Origin of the sequence: Azospirillum picis, assembly GCF_017876115.1 — a bacterium.
Classification (GTDB): domain Bacteria; phylum Pseudomonadota; class Alphaproteobacteria; order Azospirillales; family Azospirillaceae; genus Azospirillum; species Azospirillum picis.
This window is the reverse complement of the sequence record NZ_JAGINO010000008.1, coordinates 40531-57035: the sequence shown is the minus strand read 5'-3', so window position 1 is coordinate 57035 and position 16505 is coordinate 40531. Positions and strand designations below refer to the sequence as shown.

Annotated in this window: 18 protein-coding genes; 5 read left to right on the top strand and 13 right to left on the bottom strand. The window is 70.3% G+C overall.

The features are described 5' to 3' along the window. Window positions 1-40: 40 nt before the first annotated feature. The 5 genes from lhpI to J2850_RS13085 form a co-directional block, all read right to left on the bottom strand. Entirely contained in the window at window positions 41-997 is a 957-nt protein-coding gene (gene lhpI / locus J2850_RS13105) for a bifunctional Delta(1)-pyrroline-2-carboxylate/Delta(1)-piperideine-2-carboxylate reductase (RefSeq protein ID WP_209982290.1), read from the bottom strand. Window positions 998-1100: 103 nt separating this feature from the next. Then, complete coding sequence (locus tag J2850_RS13100) at window positions 1101-1508, bottom strand: lipopolysaccharide assembly protein LapA domain-containing protein (RefSeq protein WP_209982288.1); 408 nt, start codon at window positions 1506-1508, stop codon at window positions 1101-1103. An 85-nt stretch (window positions 1509-1593) separates the two neighbouring features. Further along, window positions 1594-1875: an integration host factor subunit beta gene (ihfB, locus tag J2850_RS13095; protein ID WP_085090428.1), complete on the bottom strand. Its 282-nt coding sequence runs from the start codon at window positions 1873-1875 to the stop codon at window positions 1594-1596. Between the two features lie 276 nt (window positions 1876-2151). Continuing rightward, window positions 2152-3423 carry a pentapeptide repeat-containing protein gene (locus tag J2850_RS13090; RefSeq protein ID WP_209982286.1) on the bottom strand — a complete coding sequence of 424 codons (1272 nt, stop codon included), beginning with the start codon at window positions 3421-3423 and terminating at the stop codon, window positions 2152-2154. Between the two features lie 6 nt (window positions 3424-3429). Beyond that, entirely contained in the window at window positions 3430-4374 is a 945-nt protein-coding gene (locus J2850_RS13085) for a hypothetical protein (RefSeq protein WP_209982284.1), read from the bottom strand. Between the two features lie 213 nt (window positions 4375-4587). On the opposite strand from J2850_RS13085, the gene J2850_RS13080 reads away from it, so the two are divergent. Together J2850_RS13080 and J2850_RS13075 are read left to right on the top strand one after the other, a co-directional pair. Next, on the top strand, window positions 4588-5718 hold the full coding sequence (locus J2850_RS13080; RefSeq protein WP_209982282.1) for a Do family serine endopeptidase: 1131 nt from the start codon (window positions 4588-4590) through the stop codon (window positions 5716-5718). A gap of 18 nt (window positions 5719-5736) precedes the next feature. Beyond that, complete coding sequence (locus tag J2850_RS13075; protein ID WP_209982280.1) at window positions 5737-6489, top strand: hypothetical protein; 753 nt, start codon at window positions 5737-5739, stop codon at window positions 6487-6489. Window positions 6490-6744: 255 nt separating this feature from the next. On the opposite strand, the gene J2850_RS13070 is transcribed toward J2850_RS13075, so the two are convergent. The 3 genes from J2850_RS13070 to J2850_RS13060 all read right to left on the bottom strand — a co-directional run bounded on the left by J2850_RS13070 (window position 6745) and on the right by J2850_RS13060 (window position 8990). After that, window positions 6745-7323, bottom strand: a complete 579-nt coding sequence (locus J2850_RS13070) for a tyrosine phosphatase family protein (protein ID WP_209982278.1) — start codon at window positions 7321-7323, stop codon at window positions 6745-6747. A gap of 172 nt (window positions 7324-7495) precedes the next feature. Beyond that, window positions 7496-7756, bottom strand: coding sequence for a hypothetical protein (locus tag J2850_RS13065; protein ID WP_209982277.1), 261 nt, complete (start codon window positions 7754-7756; stop codon window positions 7496-7498). Window positions 7757-8261: 505 nt separating this feature from the next. Next, on the bottom strand, window positions 8262-8990 hold the full coding sequence (locus J2850_RS13060; protein ID WP_246513041.1) for a tRNA-uridine aminocarboxypropyltransferase: 729 nt from the start codon (window positions 8988-8990) through the stop codon (window positions 8262-8264). A gap of 322 nt (window positions 8991-9312) precedes the next feature. Between J2850_RS13060 and J2850_RS13055 the strand changes: the two genes are divergently transcribed. Then, a complete protein-coding gene (locus J2850_RS13055; protein ID WP_209982273.1) occupies window positions 9313-9498 on the top strand; it encodes a hypothetical protein in 186 nt (61 codons plus the stop codon). On the opposite strand, the gene J2850_RS13050 is transcribed toward J2850_RS13055, so the two are convergent. The 5 genes from J2850_RS13050 to nhaA all read right to left on the bottom strand — a co-directional run bounded on the left by J2850_RS13050 (window position 9492) and on the right by nhaA (window position 14983). Further along, window positions 9492-10430 carry an ImuA family protein gene (locus tag J2850_RS13050; RefSeq protein WP_343206883.1) on the bottom strand — a complete coding sequence of 313 codons (939 nt, stop codon included), beginning with the start codon at window positions 10428-10430 and terminating at the stop codon, window positions 9492-9494. The two genes, J2850_RS13055 and J2850_RS13050, sit on opposite strands and share 7 nt — an antisense overlap. Before the next feature lie 267 nt (window positions 10431-10697). After that, window positions 10698-11138: an SH3 domain-containing protein gene (locus J2850_RS13045; protein WP_307354402.1), complete on the bottom strand. Its 441-nt coding sequence runs from the start codon at window positions 11136-11138 to the stop codon at window positions 10698-10700. A 470-nt stretch (window positions 11139-11608) separates the two neighbouring features. Next, a complete protein-coding gene (gene hemN / locus J2850_RS13040) occupies window positions 11609-13024 on the bottom strand; it encodes an oxygen-independent coproporphyrinogen III oxidase (RefSeq protein ID WP_209982269.1) in 1416 nt (471 codons plus the stop codon). Window positions 13025-13168: 144 nt separating this feature from the next. Next, a complete protein-coding gene (locus tag J2850_RS13035; RefSeq protein ID WP_209982267.1) occupies window positions 13169-13606 on the bottom strand; it encodes a DUF4112 domain-containing protein in 438 nt (145 codons plus the stop codon). A gap of 177 nt (window positions 13607-13783) precedes the next feature. Further along, window positions 13784-14983 carry a Na+/H+ antiporter NhaA gene (gene nhaA / locus J2850_RS13030; protein ID WP_209982265.1) on the bottom strand — a complete coding sequence of 400 codons (1200 nt, stop codon included), beginning with the start codon at window positions 14981-14983 and terminating at the stop codon, window positions 13784-13786. 316 nt (window positions 14984-15299) lie between these two features. On the opposite strand from nhaA, the gene J2850_RS13025 reads away from it, so the two are divergent. Both J2850_RS13025 and J2850_RS13020 read left to right on the top strand, forming a co-directional pair. Continuing rightward, complete coding sequence (locus J2850_RS13025; protein WP_209982263.1) at window positions 15300-15554, top strand: hypothetical protein; 255 nt, start codon at window positions 15300-15302, stop codon at window positions 15552-15554. Between the two features lie 186 nt (window positions 15555-15740). Further along, window positions 15741-16466 carry a TerC family protein gene (locus tag J2850_RS13020; RefSeq protein ID WP_209982261.1) on the top strand — a complete coding sequence of 242 codons (726 nt, stop codon included), beginning with the start codon at window positions 15741-15743 and terminating at the stop codon, window positions 16464-16466. Window positions 16467-16505: the final 39 nt, after the last annotated feature.

Here is a 16505-nt window from a genome sequence, read left to right as displayed (position 1 = left end):
TTAGAGTCTGTCCGGTGCTTCATCAAGCATCAGACGGACTCTAGCGGATCGAGTCGTTGTGGAGGACCATCTCCACCGCAAGCTGGGCGGCGCAGAGATCCTCCACCGGCGTGCCGGTCGATTTGAACAGCGTGATCTGGTCGTAGAAACGGCGGCCGGCCCGCTCGCCGCGGGTGAGGTCGTAGAGGTCGCCGGCGATGTCGTCGGGGGCGAGGATGCCGGCGGCCATCGGCTGGACGATGTCGCCCGCCTCGTCCAGCGCCGTCTCGCGGGTGTCGACGAAGACGCGGGAGCGGCGGATGCAGGTGTCGTCGGCCTCGCGCATTCCCGGCGCAACCCCGCCGACCAGGTCGAGGTGCTGTCCCGGCCGCAGCCACTCGCCGCGGATGATCGGCTCGGCCGCGGAGGTGGCGCAGGTGACGATGTCGGCACCGCGCACCGCGCCCTCGAGGTCGGCGGTGGCTTCGATGCGGAATTTCGGGCGGTGGAAGCGGCCGACGATGCGCTTGGCCTTGGCCGGGTCGCGGCCCCAGACCAGCACGTGGCGCAGCGGCCGGACGGCGGCGTAGGCTTCCACCAGTTCGAGCGCCAGCGGGCCGGTGCCGACCACCAGCAGCCGTTCGGAATCCGGACGCGCCAGGTAGGAGGCGGCCAGCGCCGAGGCGGCGGCCGTGCGGCGGCGGGTCAGCGACCCCGCCTCCAGCAGGGCCTGCGGCACCCCGGTCTTGCCGTCGATCAGCAGGTAGACGCCCTGGGTCTTCGGCAGGTCGGCCGTGGCGTTGTCGGGGAAGACCGTGTCGATCCTCACCCCGATCACCTGGTTGACCTGCCAGGACGGCTCCAGGCGCAGCAGGGCGTCGCTGGAGCCGTAGGTCTCGACGGTGTGGCGCTGGGCCGGCGGGATGACCGCCCCGGCGCGGAAGGCCTGCCGCATCCGCTCGATCAGCATGCGGTGGTGCAGGACGGATCGCAGCTCGGCGCCGCTGACGGTGCGCATGGAACCACCTCCTGCCGCCGTCCCGCAGCGGCGCCCTCCCCGCCCCTCCCCCGCCTCGCGGGCGGAGGACCGGACAGCGAGCGGGCCGGGCAGCGGGCCGGGATCAGTGAACCGTGGGGGCCTGGGTCTCCGCCGCCGGGACCGGCAGGGTGCCGGAGGGGCCGGGCAGCGTCCCGGCCGCAGGGCCGGACAGCGGGCGGGTGGTTTCGGCGAGGCGCTTCTCGGCGGCGGCGGCGCGGGCCTGCGCCTCCTTCAGCTCACGCTCCAGGTACAGCACGCGGTTGCCCTCGCGCCGGGCCCGGCGGCGATGGCGGCGCTGGCTGTTCCACACGATGAAGCCGCCGGCCAGGAAGCCCAGCAGCAGGGCGACCAGCGTGGCGATATAGACCGGGGCTTCCAGCGTGAAGGGCAGCGGCCACAGCGACAGGGTCACGATGCCGCGGTTGGAGATCGCGAACAGGATCGCGACGAGGGCCACGGGAATGGTGATGATCCAGGAGAGATGGCGCAAGGCGAGGATTCCTTGGTGACTGGGGCGGACGCCCGGATGATCGGGCCGGCGACGCGCCCGGCCTTGATATGAAGTGGCCCGGCGCTCACTCCGTGTTCAGACGCTCCCGGAGCTGCTTGCCGGTCTTGAAGAAGGGGATGCATTTCTCCCCGACGTCAACCGATTCCCCGGTCCGGGGGTTGCGACCGGTGCGCGCGTCGCGCTTCTTGATGGAGAAGGCGCCGAAGCCGCGCAGCTCCACCCGGTCGCCCCGCGCCAGCGCCTCGGTGATCTCGTCGAAGATGGTGCCGACGATCTTCTCGATGTCGCGCTGGTAGAGGTGCGGATTGCGCTCCGCCAGCCGTTGGATCAGTTCCGACTTGGTCATGGCCGTTGACGTTTCCCCATTTGCTGCGGGCGCGTTTGTTCGCCAAGCGCCACGCTTGCGAAGCAGCGTGCCACCGGGCCAAGTGGGCGTCAAGCCCCACCCGTGGCGCTAAGCCGTTAAGAAGCAATCCTTTTTCCGTCCGGCGGAAGGATCTCCGCGGACATCCCGGACCGGGGTGCCACGCCGGACGGCTCCCCCGTCCGTTGCGGTGCGTTACGGAAATTTGAAACCGATCAACGGTTTCGCGCCGGAGACCGCCATCCGGCGCCCGCCCGGTCAGGGCGCGCCCAGCCTCGTCCCCTCCAGGATGGCGCCCTCCAGGACAGCCGACGAGCGGTCGCAGCCGGTCAGGTCGGCCATGGTCAGGTCGCTGCCCTTCAGGTTCGTCCTGGCCAGGGAGGCGCCGGCCAGCCGCGCCCGCACCAGCGAGGCCCGCATCACCTTCGCCCCGGCGCTGACCAGCAGCATCCCGAGGTTGGCGTTGTCCAGCCGGCTGTCGATCAGGATGGCGCGGTCCAGCTTCACCCCGCGCAGGTCGGCGGCGCTGAGATCGGCGGAGCGCAGGTCGGCCCCGTCGAACTGCGCCGCCTGGAGCTGCGCCCCGGCCAGCCGGGCGTTGCGCAGCCGGGCGCCGCTGCCCTTGGCCAGGGTGAGGATCTTGCCCGCGAGGTCGGCCCCCTCCAGGTTCAGCCCGCTGAGATCGAGCTGGCATCCCTGCTTGCCGCTGGAGCCGAGCCAGATCATGTGCTGCTTCAGCATGCTGTCGAGCTGGCCGGCGGGAAGGGCCGGCATCTCCTCGGCGGCGGCGGATTCGGGCTCGGGATCGGCCGGCGGCGCCGGCGGGGCGAGCGAGGCGGCGCGCGCCTGCTCGTCGGTGCGGATCGCCTGCTCCAGCCCCCCGTCGTCCAGCGTGGCGCCGTCGAGGATCGCGCCGCGCAGGTCGGAACCATTGAGGTCGGCCCCGCGCAGGTCGGCGCCGGAGAAGTTGGCGCCGCGCAGGTCGACGCGGTCCAGGCGGGCGCCGGACAGGCGTGTGTTGGTGAAGTCGGCCGACTGCGCGAAGCTGCCGGACAGCTTGGCTCGCGCCATGTCGGCGTTGGTGAGCTGGGCCGAGCCCATGTCGGCCGGGCCGGGATCGAAGCCCACCACCTTCAGTTCGCCGGCGCTGTTGCGGTTGACCATGCTGCCGTCGCGCAGGTCAACCTCGACCATGACGGCGCCGTCCAGCCGGGTGCCCCGCACGTTGGCGCCGCGCATGTCGGTGCGGAACAGCCGCGCCTGCGACAGGTCGGCGCCGCGCAGGTCGGCACCGTAGAGGTCGGCATGGTCGAGCACGGCGCCGCGCAGGTCGGCATCGCGCAGGATGGCGCCCGCCAGATGGGCGCCGGTGAGGTTGCGGCCGGCCAGCGACAGGCCGGACAGGTCGAAGAAGGGAAGGTTGGCGCGGGCGCCGTTCGGCCGCCCCTCGGCAAACCGGAGATGGCGCTCGCACACGCGGTCGAGCTGGTCCTGGGTCAGTCGGATGCGGGATTTGCCGTCTTGCGCCATGGCCGGTCACGCGAACAGGGCGTCGATGTCGGCCTGCGAGATCGAGGCTCCGCCATCGCCGCCGGACTCCGCTGGCGGCGGCGGGGGCGGGGGCGGTGCCGGTCTCGCGGCCGGGGAAGGCGGAGGAGGAGGGGGTGGCGGCGAGGGCTCGATGCCGGCCGGCAGCGGCTCCGCCCGCTCCGCCACCTCGGGCACGCTGGCGAACAGGGCGTCGATGGCGTCCTGGCTGACCTCCGGCCCGCCGAGCTGGGGGCCGTTCAGCAGGTGGGCGTCGGGACGGGTGTCGCCCATCTTGCGGTGCGAGGCGACGTCGCCCGGGTGGTGGTCGACGGCGGTCAGCCGGTCCACCCCCCAGATCTCGATCATCGTGTTCACCCGCTCCTCGATGTAGCGCAGCGTGTTGACGACCTTGGTGGTGCGCTGGCCGGTGATGTCCTGGAAGGAGCAGGCGGTCATGACCTCGATGCACCATGCCTCGATCGCGTCGATCCGCTCGGCGAGATCGGCATCGTCGCGCGGCATCGACATGGTGATTTCCTGGATCTTCTCCGTCGCGTTCAGGATGTCGGTGGTGGCGCGCTCGGTGGCGGCGACGATCTCGTCGAGCTCGCCGGTCGCCGCCTCGATCCGGTTCGATCCGGTGTCGGTCGCCTTCAGGGCGGCGATGTCGCTGCGTGCCTCGCGCACCACCTGGGTGATGGCGGTCAGCTCCTGCTGGATGCGCGGGTCCTCGCCGGGGAAGGCGGCATAGGCGTCGGGCTGGGTCCCGGTCAGGCGGTTGACCTGCTCCTCGAGCTGGCCGACCAGCCGCTGGAAGTCGTCGGAGGCCACGACCCGGCAGCGCCGGTCGCGCATGCGCAGGAAGGCGCGGCCGCGCGCGGTCTGCGACAGCGCCTCCTCCATCTGCAGATACTCGTGCTCGCTCAGTTCGAGCAGTGGCCCGCCGCTCATCGCGTTCAACCCGGTTCCGTCATCCGCGCCGCCCGGAACCGCCGGGAGGCTGCGCCGACGCTGGTCTATACCATCGAATTTCTTTACCGGGAGTTTCCGGCGCCGCGATCGGCAAGGACGAGAAGCAAGGGGCGAGGCAGGCTTGAACCACCTTCTTCCTTGTCCCAAATCAGCCCGGTCAACAAAGAACCCACGAATGGAAAGGACGAAGCCATGAAAGCGGTCGTGCGGCCGGTGGTGTTTGCGGCGGCGGTCGGGGTGGCGGCGCTGGCCGGCATCACCCTGTCGGCTCCCGGCGACTCGGCCCTTCACCGGTTCGGGCTGGGCGCCTCGCCGGCGGCTGCGGCGCTGCCGCTGGGCGCCGTGGGCGGCGGCACCATCGCCCCGATGCTGGAGCAGGTGACCCCGGCGGTGGTCAACATCGCCGTGCTGAGCCAGGCCCCCCAGGCGGAGAACCCGCTGCTGCGCGACCCCTTCTTCCGCCGCTTCTTCAACCTGCCCGACCAGATGCCGCAGGCCAGGCCGCAGGTCAGCGCCGGGTCCGGCGTGATCATCGACGCCGCCAAGGGCTACGTCATCACCAACAACCACGTGGTCGAGAACGCGCGCGAGATCGCGGTCACGCTGAAGGACCGCCGCCGCTTCACCGCCAAGCTGATCGGCCGCGACGCCGCCACCGACATCGCCCTGCTGCAGATCAAGGGCGAGGGGCTGACGGCGCTGCCGCTGGGCGACTCGGACCGCGCCAAGGTCGGCGACTTCGTGGTCGCCATCGGCAACCCCTTCGGACTGGGACAGACGGTGACCTCGGGCATCGTCTCGGCGCTGGGGCGCAGCGGGCTGAAGATCGAGGGCTACGAGGACTTCATCCAGACCGACGCCTCGATCAACCCCGGCAATTCCGGCGGCGCGCTGGTCAATTTCCAGGGCGAGCTGATCGGCATCAACACCGCCATCATCGGCCCGGCCGGCGGCTCGGTCGGCATCGGCTTCGCCGTGCCGGTCAGCATCGTCCGCTCGGTGGTCGAGCAGCTCCGCGAATATGGCGAGGTGCGGCGCGGCCGGCTCGGCATCGCCATCCAGGACCTGACGCCCGACCTGGCCGAGAGCCTGAACCTGAACGGCGACGAGGGCGCGCTGATCGCCAAGGTCGAGCAGGGGTCGCCCGCCGACAGCAGCGGCCTGCGCAGCGGCGACGTGGTGGTCGCGGTGGATGGCCGGTCGGTGCGCAGCGCCACCGATTTCCGCAACCGCATCGGCCTTCTGCGCGTCGGCACGCCGGTACAGTTGACGGTGGTGCGCAGCGGCGGGCAAAAGTCTCTGACCGTCCGCACCGCCCGCTGAGGAGCGATCCCGTACCGCATGATGCGCTCCGCCCCGCCCCGCCGCCCCTCCGCGCCGCCGGCGCCGTCCCCCGGACGCAGCGCCGCCCAGCGCCAGCGCGAGATCGCCACCCTGCTGATGCGGCTGGACGCCATGCTGAAGCAGTCGGCCGAGCTGGCCCAGGCGGCGCGCGAGCGCATCTCGGTCGGCGGGCTGGGACGCTACCGCCGCTTCAGCCGGCGGGTAAGGGACTTCTTCGCGCTGGCGGCGCTGGCCCAGGAGCGGCTGGACGCCGCGCCGGAGGAGATGGGGGACCTCATCGACCCGATGACCACCGCGCTGGAGCGGCTGCACGCCCGCATGGTGGTCCAGTTCGTCGAGGGCAGCGCCGCCTTCTTCGCCAGCTTCGCCCGGGTCAAGGCCCTGCCGATCGGCACGCACGAGATGTGCGGGGTGGAGTTGCGCGGCGTGCTGGAAATCCGCAAGTTCCTGGACGACCCGCTCTACGAGGGGGAGCGCGGGCAGGCGCTGCGCGTGGAAGCCGACCGCATCGCCCAGTTGATCCGCCGGGTGATGGACCGCATCCCGCCGCTGCCCGATTTCGGGGAGGAGCCGAGCATCGGCCCGCGCGGCACCGTCAACAGCCCGCTGAAGGGGCCGAACGCCCACTTGCCGCCGGGCCGCGCCGCCGGCCGGCCGGCCCCGCCCGCCGGCAAGGCCGCCCCGCCGCCGAACCCGAGCACGGAAGTCCGCTCGCTGAGCCTCGACCAGTTCGAGGACGACGAGGACTAGAGTGTGATCGTTTCAAGCGGTACCGCTTGAAACGTGAATCACACGGAAAACCAAAAGCTTAGAGTCTGCCTGGTGCTTCAATAAGCACCAGGCAGACTCTAATACCAGTGGTCATTGATGATGACCGCTGGCATCCGCGCCGACTGGCGCGGCGGTGGCACATGCCGCCGAAGCTATGATCCTGACAAGCCAGGTTCAAAAGCCGTTGGTATAAGGAAGCGGGCAGGAGGCCGACGGCAGGCCCGGCGCGCGTGCTCAGTCGATCAGGTCCTCGACCTCGCGGATGCGGCCGTTGTCGATCATGAACTGGACCAGCTCGGGGCGCTGCCTGCCGAGCGTGCGGTGGCGCCGGCGCACGGCGTCGACCAGTTCCCCCCGGCGGCCGAGGATGTCGTCTGCGAATTCGGTCATGCGCAGGTTGGGCCAGGTCTGGGCGCGGATGGCGACCACGGCGGCGACCGCCTGCTCGGCGGGAAGGTCCGGCCGCGCCTGGGCCAGGATCATGGTCAGCGCCGCGGTCGAGCGCGACACCCCGGCATGGCAGTGGACCAGCAGGTGGCGGCAGGCTTCCGGCTCGGCCATCAGGTCGCGGCCGAAGGCCAGGATGCGCTCCACATCGGCACGCTCCGGCGCGATCTGGCCGCGGGTCGGCTCGATGACGTCATGGAAGCGCAGCTCCAGCCGCTCATGTTCACCGTAATCGCCGAATTCGGTGGGTTCGGTCATCTCGGGGTCGAGGATGGACAGCACATGGCTGACCTTGCCGCCGCCGAACTGGCAGAGCTCGCTGAGACCGCAGACGGTCAGCCCGAAGGGAACGAAATCGCTGGCCATGGAATTCCCGTGATAGCGCGAGGAAGGCAGGGCATTTGGCCCCCTGCCCCGCGCCGGCGTCAACCCGGCGGCCGTTCTATGCGCAACGGCGGCCGCCCGGCCGATCGGTGATCCGGGCATTCGTCAAGTGGTCGGGACGGCCGGATGGGGCGAGCAGGTCAAGAGAGGGCTGTCATTTCCGCATTTCGCCACACACCGGGACGGTGACCTTCCTGACCCCGGACGCCTCCCCCGGGATGGTGATCATCGCGGTATCGATGGTCGTGCCGGTCATGGTGCCGAACAGCGTGGTGTTGGAGGACGAGGTCGAATAGGAGAGTGGTCGCACCGCCAGAGCGACCGGGCCTCCGGCGGCGTCGGTTTGCTCCTGATGGCGATTCGCACGCATCCGCCCTGCGGCATGTCGAAATTCCCCGGCAACGGCGCGTTCCAAGCCTCGCCCGCTCCGTGCTTGTAGTAGTTGTTGGCCCGCATCTGGGGATAGTGCGGACCGCTGCCGGTCGAGGATGCGGCGCATTCCGTTGTACCGCCCGCCGGGCGGGCGCCAGGACGTGCCACCGGAACTCCCGGGCTCTTGCGGGGTGGCCCCCTATGGAGAGAAGAGCTCCGGAAAGCGCCGGCCATGACGGGTAAGGGCTCCGCCACGCATCCGCCGGCTGCTCCCGTTTTTCAAGCAGAGTCCGGAAAGCCGGAAAGGTCCGGCTCCGGCGTCAGATCACTCGGCGCCAGATCACTCGGCGTCAGATCACATGGAACAGGTAAAGCAGGATGATGACGGGGATCGGGATGCCGACCAGCCACAGCAGAATGCCCCTCATGGCGCGTGTCCTTCCATCTCGGATGCGGGCCGGAGGTCCGGCCCCTTCACTTCCGGAAACGGCTGCGCAACCGGTTTGGTTGCACCGACGGCAATGAGCGGAAGAGGTGCACCGAAGGGATCAGTCTTCTCCGCCGTCCCCGCCCCCATCCCCGCCGCCCTCCTCCGGCGCCGTGCCGGTGGCGTCCTGCGGCTGCGGTTGGGCGGGGCGGCGCGGGCGGGGTGCGCGCAGCTTCTTCAGCAGCAGCGAGAAAGGCTTCAGTGCCGTATCGAAGACGGTCTGATCGCCTTCCAGCCGCGACAGCAGGAAGGCGCCGGCCTCCAGCGTGGACACGCTGTCGCGGCGCGGCTCCTTGCGCGCCTGGCCGTAGAGCGAACGGAACTGCGGATTCAGCACGATGCGGCGGCATTTCAGCAGCCAGGCATTGCGCCACCACAGGGTCTTGGCCTGGCTCCAGGTGCCGTCCAGGACGATGACGCCTTCCAGGTCGGCCAGGATGTCGGCGCTATCCTTCAAGAGCTGGCCGTTCCTGTCGACCACCCCGACCTCGGGCCGGGCCGGGCCGCCCTCCTTCACCGGACCGAGATACAGCACGCCCCAGCGCTTGTGGTCGACCTCGCGCCCCAGGATGCGCCTCAGGCCGGGCCAGCTAAGCCCGACCTTCACCATCGAGTTCGCGAACTGCAGATGGGCGAGCTGGGCGGTGCCGAGAGCCTCCCGCTTCTCCTGCGGGTGCTGCAGGATCAGCAGGAACACGCCGTTGTCGATGGGCTGTACCGCCTCGCAAATGCACAGATGGCTAGGTTTTAGGCAGTTCGGGCAAATGTCGGTTTCAGTGGGGCTGTGCATGGGAGGTACGCAATCCTTGAAGGCAATTCGCCGCGAATATGGGTTGGAAAGGCGCGGAAGGGAACCAGATCTCATACGGACGGCGACGGCCCCGATGGAAAGCGTGGGCGCCGCCACGGCATGTACGACAGATCCCCCGTGTCATGTGGGTGCGTATAAACCGTTTGTAGAGAGTTCGTCGTGTGTCATTGATCTTGTGTGACGCGACTCACAGCTGGCCTGGAACTTGCGTGTTTATGATCCAGGCAAACAGGACGGGTGGGCCAGGGCGGCCTTTCAGGCTGATCCGCGGTGCCATCCGGCGCTCAGAAGGAGACCTGCCATGCTGCCCGCCCACCTCGCCGACCGCCTGCTGAAGCAGCGCCGTGCCGCCGAAACCGCGGAATTCGCCCGCCAGCTCCCGCTCCATGCCGACGATCCCCGTTGGCTGACCGACCCCGCGGAGACCGGAGCCGCGGAGACGGGGCAGGAGTCACTGCAAGCCCCCCGTTGGGCCACCGACTACTGAACGGCCTCCCTCCGGCCGGAATCCGTCAGGATCGGAGGGCGCCCCTGTCGGTTGTCCGACACCGCCCAAGCTCCTGACCGTTCCGGATGGTCACGCCGGTCTCCGGCGGACCCGTCCCCGGTCGACCCGGCCTGCCATTCCTCGGCCTGCAATCGTTCTGCTTGGCGCCGTTCAACCTGATGCCAGGTCCCTTGTTCCCAGGACAGGGTCCAGCATCCCGGACGGCCGCCGCGGCAGCGCTCCAGCGCGACGCTCCAGCGTGGCGCCCCCAGCCCGGGAGGCCCTCCCCCTGGACGGGGAGCGGCATCCTCCTCCTCATCCCGGCTGGGAACCGCATCCAGGCGCCAGCGGGTCACCGCGGCGCTCATCCCGTCCGCCTGCCCCCCTGCCTGCCTGCCCGCCCGCCCCCCTGCCGCCCTGCCGTCCCTGCGCCGTGTCGGCGCGAGGTCGAGCAGCAGCCCGGTGACCCCCGACGACTCGGCGGCGAGCTGGAGCCGCCGGCCGGCGGTCAGGTCGAGCCCCTCCACCTCCCCCAGCACCGCCGACAGGGCGGAGCAGCGCAGGGCCTCCTCCATCGCCCACAGCGCGTCAGCCGGCCTTGCCGCCCGTACCGCGATCAGCCGGTCGGGTGTCAGGCCGTAGGCGGCCAGCCCGGGGGCATGCAGGTCACGCCCACGCAGGATCCAAAGGACCGGCGCGCGTGCGCTCGCCATTCTGGCCAGCAGGGCAGCGGCGAAGGCGGTGCCCGCCCCGGCATCCTCCGCGGCCAGCGCATGCAGGCAACCCAGCGGCAGGCCGCCGTCGGGGAGCTGGCCGTCGATCTCCTCGACGCCGAAGGGCAGGATCCGCCCGCCCTCGCCGCCCGCCCCCTCCATCCGCCGGATGCGCGCGCGCAGTTCCGCCAGCCGGTCGGCGCGGCTGCCAGCAGCCACGGCCATCCCGTATTCGCCCATCCCGTGTCCGCCCACTCCTTGTGATGGGAGTGCGTGCACGTGCCCCTGCCCGCTCCGGTCCGTCGCGTCGGCAGAGGATGGGGATCGGGAGAGGATGGGCATGACCGGACTCCGCTCGACAGGCATATGTTCCTGATATGTTCTATCATGGAGCCGTGTCGAGGGGGAGCCTGAGACTTCTGTCCGACGGCAGGTGGCTTTCATCCCCGCCGCCGGACAGGAGCCGGACAGGTCATTCCAAACGGGTCACTGGGCGATCGGGGTCGCGCCGATCTTGTGACGGGGGGCGGCCTTGATCGTCGGCCCGGCATTGTCGACCGGCTTGGCCAGCGTCGTGGTGGTGCCGCGCGAGCCGGCCGGCGTGCTGCCTTTCAGCCGCAGCAGGTAGAGCCGGACATAGGCGGTGGAACCGCCCGCCTTCACCGCGATCCAGTCGCTGTTGCGCACCCGCCCCAGCGCGGCGACCGGCTGTCCGGCGGCGAGCGAAGCGACGACGCCCGCCCCCGCCGCCGGCTTGGCGTAGAGCGGCGTCGGCTTGTCGGTTTCCCATTCGCCATGGATCGGCTCCAGCCCGGCACCGGCGTCGGGCGCGGTGCGCACGTTCGGCGGGTTTGGGATGCGTTCCCGCGGCATGCAGCCGGGAACCAGAAGCGCGGACAGCGCCAGCAGGAGGGGAAGGGTACGCACGCGCCGGATCATTGCTCACCTTGTCAGTCGGTGCTTCCAAGAGAAGGGCCGCAAAGGGGGTGTCGACCTTCGGCGCGACCATACAGGAGCCGGGGAGACCTTCGCCACCGCAGCGCACCCACGGGGGCTATGCGCTTTTTGGGGCGGGAACGGAAGGGCGTGCGCCTGCCGCTACCCCGAATGTTCCAGGGCATCCCTGCGCAGGAGCCGCCCGCCGACCGCGTATCTGGATGGCCGGCCGACGGTGGACCGGCGGCGGCACGGCCTCCGGCGGCGGGCCGCGCATGCTGCCGATGCCAGGGATCGGCGGGGTTGCCGCGCAGCCTTGTGGATTCGGAGGCGCGATACGGGAAAAGGCGGCCGGCGGATGGTGCCGGCCGTCTTTTCCCTTCGGCCTTTTTCCCTTGAGCCTTTTTCCCGTCAGCCCTTCTCCCGGCCCCGCCTTGGCGGCTTCCGAAACGCGGGCGGGATCACACCGCGCGGCTGTGCCGGCCGGCTCCCTTGGACAGGTGGGTGTCGAAGCGGGCGGCGACGATGCGCATCAGCGGACGGGCGCTGTCCGGGACATGGACGCGCCGCCCCTCCACCACCGCCACGCCGTCGGCGACGAGGTCGGCCATGCCGGCCAGTTCCGGCTCGAAGGTCGCCTCGTCCAGGCCGTGGGCGCGGGCGATGGCGGCGGTGTCGACCGACAGGTCGCACATCAGCCGCATGATCAGGTCGCGGCGCACCCGGTCGTCGCCGGTCAGCGCGATGCCCTTGGAGGTCGGCAGCCGGCCCTCCTCGATGGCGGCGGCATACTGGTCGAAGGGCACGGCGTTCTGCACATAGCCCTGCGGCAGGGCGCCGATCGACGAGGAGCCGAAGCCCAGCAGCACGTCGGCATCGTCGGTGGTGTAGCCCTGGAAGTTGCGGCCGAGCCGGCCCTCCTCCTGCTGTACCGCCAGCTCGTCGCCCGGACGGGCGAAATGGTCGAGCCCGACGGCGCTGTAGCCGGCGGCGGCCAGGGTGTCTGCGATCGCCGCGAACTGCTCCCAGCGGCCGAGCGAGCCGGCCAGCACCGATTCGTCGATCTTCTTCTGGTGGGTCTTCATCCACGGCACGTGGGCGTAGCCGAAGACCGACAGCCGGTCGGGCGCCATCTCCAGCGCGATTTCGGCGGAACGAGTGACGCTTTCCACCGACTGGTGGGGAAGGCCGTACATCAGGTCGAGGTTGATGCCGCCGATGCCGGCGTCCTGCAGCCAGGCCAGCGCCTGCTCGGTCACGGCGCGCGGCTGGACGCGGTTGATCGCCTCCTGCACCGTCGCGTCGAAATCCTGGACGCCCAGCGAGGCGCGGTTGACCCCGGCACGGCCCAGCGCCGCCGCCATCTCCGCGATCAGGGTGCGCGGATCGATCTCCACCGCCAGCTCGGCGCCGGGGACGACGTCGAAGCGCTCGCGCAGCAGGCCGATCAGCGATTCGAAATCGCCGGGCGCCAGCATCGTCGGGGTGCCGCCGCCGAAATGGATGTGGCGCACCGCCAGCCGGCCGGGGATGCGGTCCGCCACCATGGCGATCTCGCGCCGCAGATGCCCGAGATACTCGGCGATCGGGGCATAGCGGGCGACGATCTTGGTGTGACAGCCGCAGTACCAGCACATCTTCTGGCAGAAGGGGATGTGCAGGTAGAGCGAGCCGGACTGCGACGGCTCCACCGCCTCCAGCCAGCCGCCATAGACGTCGCCGTTCACGTCCGGGGTGAAGTGCGGCGCGGTCGGGTAGCTGGTGTAGCGCGGCACCCGCAGCCCGTCATACTTGGCGAGCAGGGCGGCGTCGACCGCTTGGGCGGGGGACCGGAGGGCGGGGGCCGGACGAACGGCCAGGGGCGTGATCGCGTTCATGGGCGACAGAGTGCCGCAGCCCCCCTGGCCCTGCCTTGATCCACGTCAAGCTGCCCAGGCACTCGTGCCGGCGCGGAAGCAGGCCAGCACAGGCCGCGTCCCGGCCCCGAAGCGGAAGCGAAGGATCCCGGATATCGGCGCCTGTCAGCGCCTCGCCGGCGCACCGGCCAGACGCTGCTCCAGATGCTCGTGCAGCAGGTTCAGGTTCATCCGGTTGGCCTTGAAGGCCACGTCGAACAGCGTCCCGATCACCGGAACGGAACCGCCCGCCCAGTCGAGCATGACGTTGAAGACCATGCGGGCGATCAGCGACTTGGGCAGCCCGAAGCGCGACGCCTCCAGAATGAGGTAGGCCGACACCACCGCCGTCGCCGTGTCGCCCGCCACCGGCACCAGGCTGGCGATGCCGTCCAGGCCGATGGGGATGCGGGTGCCGGGGATGCGCCAGCGCGTGTCCATCAGCCGCGTCAGCCGGCGCAGCCGCTCCAGGCGCTGGAAATCGTCGGGGCTCAGCCCGCCGGGCTGATCCGGCCGGGGATCATGGGTGACGGTGCGCCGGCGTGCGCGGATGGCATCGATCATCGCATGTCCCCCGTCTGGCGGTCTCGCGCCCACCGCGCATGGTCCCGCATGCTGTGAAACCTGCGACCACCCCGTCGGGTTCCGCGCCCGGCGGCAAAGTTGGTGCGACAAACGAATGCAGGGCGAATGCCGGGCGACTGCGGGGCAAGGGCGGGGCGAGGGCGTCCCGGAGCCGGATTAGCGTGCCACCGCCACCGTGCGCCGCCGCCGGCCGGACAGGTGGAGCAGCGCGTATCCCGCCAGCGCCGAGCCGACCGAGCCGGTCAGCACGCCCAGCCGCACCTCGACCGCATGGACGGGGTCGGAGAAGGCGAGCGTGCCGATGAACAGGCTCATGGTGAAGCCGATCCCGGTCAGCACGGCGACGCCGTAGATCTGGCCCCAGCGGGCCCCGGCCGGACGCTCCGCCGCCCCCGTGTGCACGGCGATCCACACCGCCAGGAACACGCCGGCCTGCTTGCCGAGGAACAGGCCGAGTGCGATGCCCAGCGGCACCGGCTCCAGCAGGATGGCCGGGCTGATGCCGCCCAGCGGCACGCCGGCATTGGCCAGCGCGAAGACCGGCATGATCAGGAAGGCGACCCAGGGGTGCAGCGCATGTTCCAGGCGAAGAAGCGGCGCGTCGCCCGCGCGCCTGCCCCCGTCGCCGGCGTCCCGCAGCGGGATGGCGAAGGCCAGGACCACCCCGGCCAGCGTGGCGTGGATGCCGGACTTCAGCACGCACACCCACAGCACCAGCCCCAGCAGCAGGTAGGGAGCCAGCGTGCGCACGCCCGCCCGGTTCAGCAGGAAGAGCCCGAGCGCCGATGCCGCCGCCAGCACCAGCGCCGCCGGCACCAGCCCGTGGCTGTAGAAGACGGCGATGATCACGATGGCACCCAGGTCGTCCATGATGGCCAGCGCCAGCAGGAAGACGCGCAGGCTGCCGGGCACGCGGTTGCCCAGCAGCGCCAGCACGCCGAGGGCGAAGGCGATGTCGGTCGCCGCCGGGATCGCCCACCCCTGCAGGGCGCCCGGTTCCGCCTGGGCGAACAGGCAGTAGACCAGGGCGGGGGCCGCCATGCCGCCAAGCGCCGCGATGCCCGGCAGCATCGCCTTGGCCGGGCTGGACAGTTCGCCCTCCAGCGCCTCGCGCTTGATCTCCAGCCCGACCAGCAGGAAGAAGACCGCCATCAGCCCATCGTTGATCCACAGGATCAGCGGCTTGTCCAAGCCGACGCCGCCGGCCGTCACCGCCACCTTCATCGCCAGGATCGCGTCGTAGAGCGGAGCGGCCGGCGAGTTCGCCCACAGGAGCGCAAGCACCGCCGCCGCCATCAGGACCACGCCGCCGGCGCTCTCGGTTTTCAGGAAGGCGGCAAGCCGCGTCAGCTTCATGGGCCTCGTCCCCTCCAGCTTTCATCGACTGGAATACATGGGAATGCCAAGCCTCGCTTGGTAGACGACCGCAGTGCGAAACGACCGTAAAGAGAGTCGCGTCGAAGTGACGCGCTTCAGCACCTAAGCTGCTGCTGCCGTTCCAAATTCTGAAATCGAATACTTCCCTGCCGGCATGATATGTCTTTTGCTTGCTGGCGGCCGTCCGGATCATCGGACACAATACAGTCCACAGCATCAGAAAAGCCGCAAGGGACAGTCACCCTGCGGCTTGGGACAAGGCCGGGCAACGGCCGTCCTTCCGGAGGAAACGACCATGACCACGCTTTATTGCGCCTGCTGCGGCCGGCCCTTCGTCCGCCCATCCACCCGCGGCCCGGCGCCACGCTATTGCTCGCAGGATTGCCGGGTGCAGATGGCGGTGCGCCGCCGGGCCTGGGCCGCCCGCGCCGCTCCCCAGGCGATCGCCGGGCGGCTGGAGGCCGACCGGGCCGCGCCGGCCTTGTCCGGATGGGCCATTCCCGACCGGGCCTCCACCAAGGCCGGCGGGCGGCGGATTTTCGCCCCCTGATCCCGGACCACTCCTCCCCGATGGGCCTATGACCGGCTTTGCGGCGCAAAAACGGCGAAAGTCGCTCTTGCAGAGGGTCGCGCGCGACCTCATGTGGTCGCGGTCACGCTGGCCCGTCGGTGTCGGCGTGCCGCCGACCAACCGCGCCCCGACCGCGCCCAACGACAGCCGGAGCCCTGCCCCTTCATGCTCGACCTGCTTGCCGACCCGAATGTTTGGGCCAGCCTCCTGACGCTGACCGCGCTGGAGATCGTGCTGGGCATCGACAACATCATCTTCATCTCGATCATGGCGTCGAAGCTGCCGGTCGAGCAGCAGAAGAAGGCCCGCCAGTTCGGCCTGGCGCTGGCGCTGCTGTCACGCCTCGCCCTGCTGGCCTCCATCGCCTGGGTGGCGCAGCTAACGCAGCCGCTGTTCACCGTCGCCGGCTGGGACGTCTCAGGCCGCGACCTGATCCTGATCCTGGGCGGCATGTTCCTGCTGGCGAAGGGCACCCTGGAAATCCACCACACCGTGGAAGGCCATGAGGAGGAGGGGTCGGGGCCGAAGCGCGCCACCTTCACCTCGGTGGTCATCCAGATCATGTTCCTGGACATCGTCTTCTCGCTCGACAGCGTCATCACCGCCGTCGGCATGTCCGACCACCTGCCGGTGATGATCGCCGCCGTCGTCATCGCCATGGCGGTCATGCTGTTCGCCTCCGGCCCGGTCGGCGACTTCGTCAACCGTCACACCACGGTGAAGATGCTGGCGCTGTCCTTCCTGCTGCTGGTCGGCGTGGCGCTGGTGGCCGACGGGCTGGGCTTCCACATCCCCAAGGGCTACCTGTACTTCGCCATCGCCTTCTCGGCGCTGGTGGAGGCGCTGAACCTGATGGCGGCCGGCAGGCGGAAGAAAGCGGCAGGCCATTGAAAGACGGGCTGGGAGGCGCCGGCCAGGCCGCCTCCCAGC

What these genes read in the sequence shown, in the direction of transcription:
- lhpI (WP_209982290.1), bottom strand. Translation starts at nt 997, where the DNA reads ATGCGCACCGTCAGCGGCGCCGAGCTGCGATCCGTCCTGCACCACCGC.
- ihfB (WP_085090428.1), bottom strand. Translation starts at nt 1,875, where the DNA reads ATGACCAAGTCGGAACTGATCCAACGGCTGGCGGAGCGCAATCCGCAC.
- J2850_RS13090 (WP_209982286.1), bottom strand. Translation starts at nt 3,423, where the DNA reads ATGGCGCAAGACGGCAAATCCCGCATCCGACTGACCCAGGACCAGCTC.
- J2850_RS13085 (WP_209982284.1), bottom strand. Translation starts at nt 4,374, where the DNA reads ATGAGCGGCGGGCCACTGCTCGAACTGAGCGAGCACGAGTATCTGCAG.
- J2850_RS13080 (WP_209982282.1), top strand. Translation starts at nt 4,588, where the DNA reads ATGAAAGCGGTCGTGCGGCCGGTGGTGTTTGCGGCGGCGGTCGGGGTG.
- J2850_RS13075 (WP_209982280.1), top strand. Translation starts at nt 5,737, where the DNA reads ATGATGCGCTCCGCCCCGCCCCGCCGCCCCTCCGCGCCGCCGGCGCCG.
- J2850_RS13070 (WP_209982278.1), bottom strand. Translation starts at nt 7,323, where the DNA reads ATGGCCAGCGATTTCGTTCCCTTCGGGCTGACCGTCTGCGGTCTCAGC.
- J2850_RS13060 (WP_246513041.1), bottom strand. Translation starts at nt 8,990, where the DNA reads ATGCACAGCCCCACTGAAACCGACATTTGCCCGAACTGCCTAAAACCT.
- J2850_RS13055 (WP_209982273.1), top strand. Translation starts at nt 9,313, where the DNA reads ATGCTGCCCGCCCACCTCGCCGACCGCCTGCTGAAGCAGCGCCGTGCC.
- hemN (WP_209982269.1), bottom strand. Translation starts at nt 13,024, where the DNA reads ATGAACGCGATCACGCCCCTGGCCGTTCGTCCGGCCCCCGCCCTCCGG.
- J2850_RS13035 (WP_209982267.1), bottom strand. Translation starts at nt 13,606, where the DNA reads ATGATCGATGCCATCCGCGCACGCCGGCGCACCGTCACCCATGATCCC.
- nhaA (WP_209982265.1), bottom strand. Translation starts at nt 14,983, where the DNA reads ATGAAGCTGACGCGGCTTGCCGCCTTCCTGAAAACCGAGAGCGCCGGC.
- J2850_RS13025 (WP_209982263.1), top strand. Translation starts at nt 15,300, where the DNA reads ATGACCACGCTTTATTGCGCCTGCTGCGGCCGGCCCTTCGTCCGCCCA.
- J2850_RS13020 (WP_209982261.1), top strand. Translation starts at nt 15,741, where the DNA reads ATGCTCGACCTGCTTGCCGACCCGAATGTTTGGGCCAGCCTCCTGACG.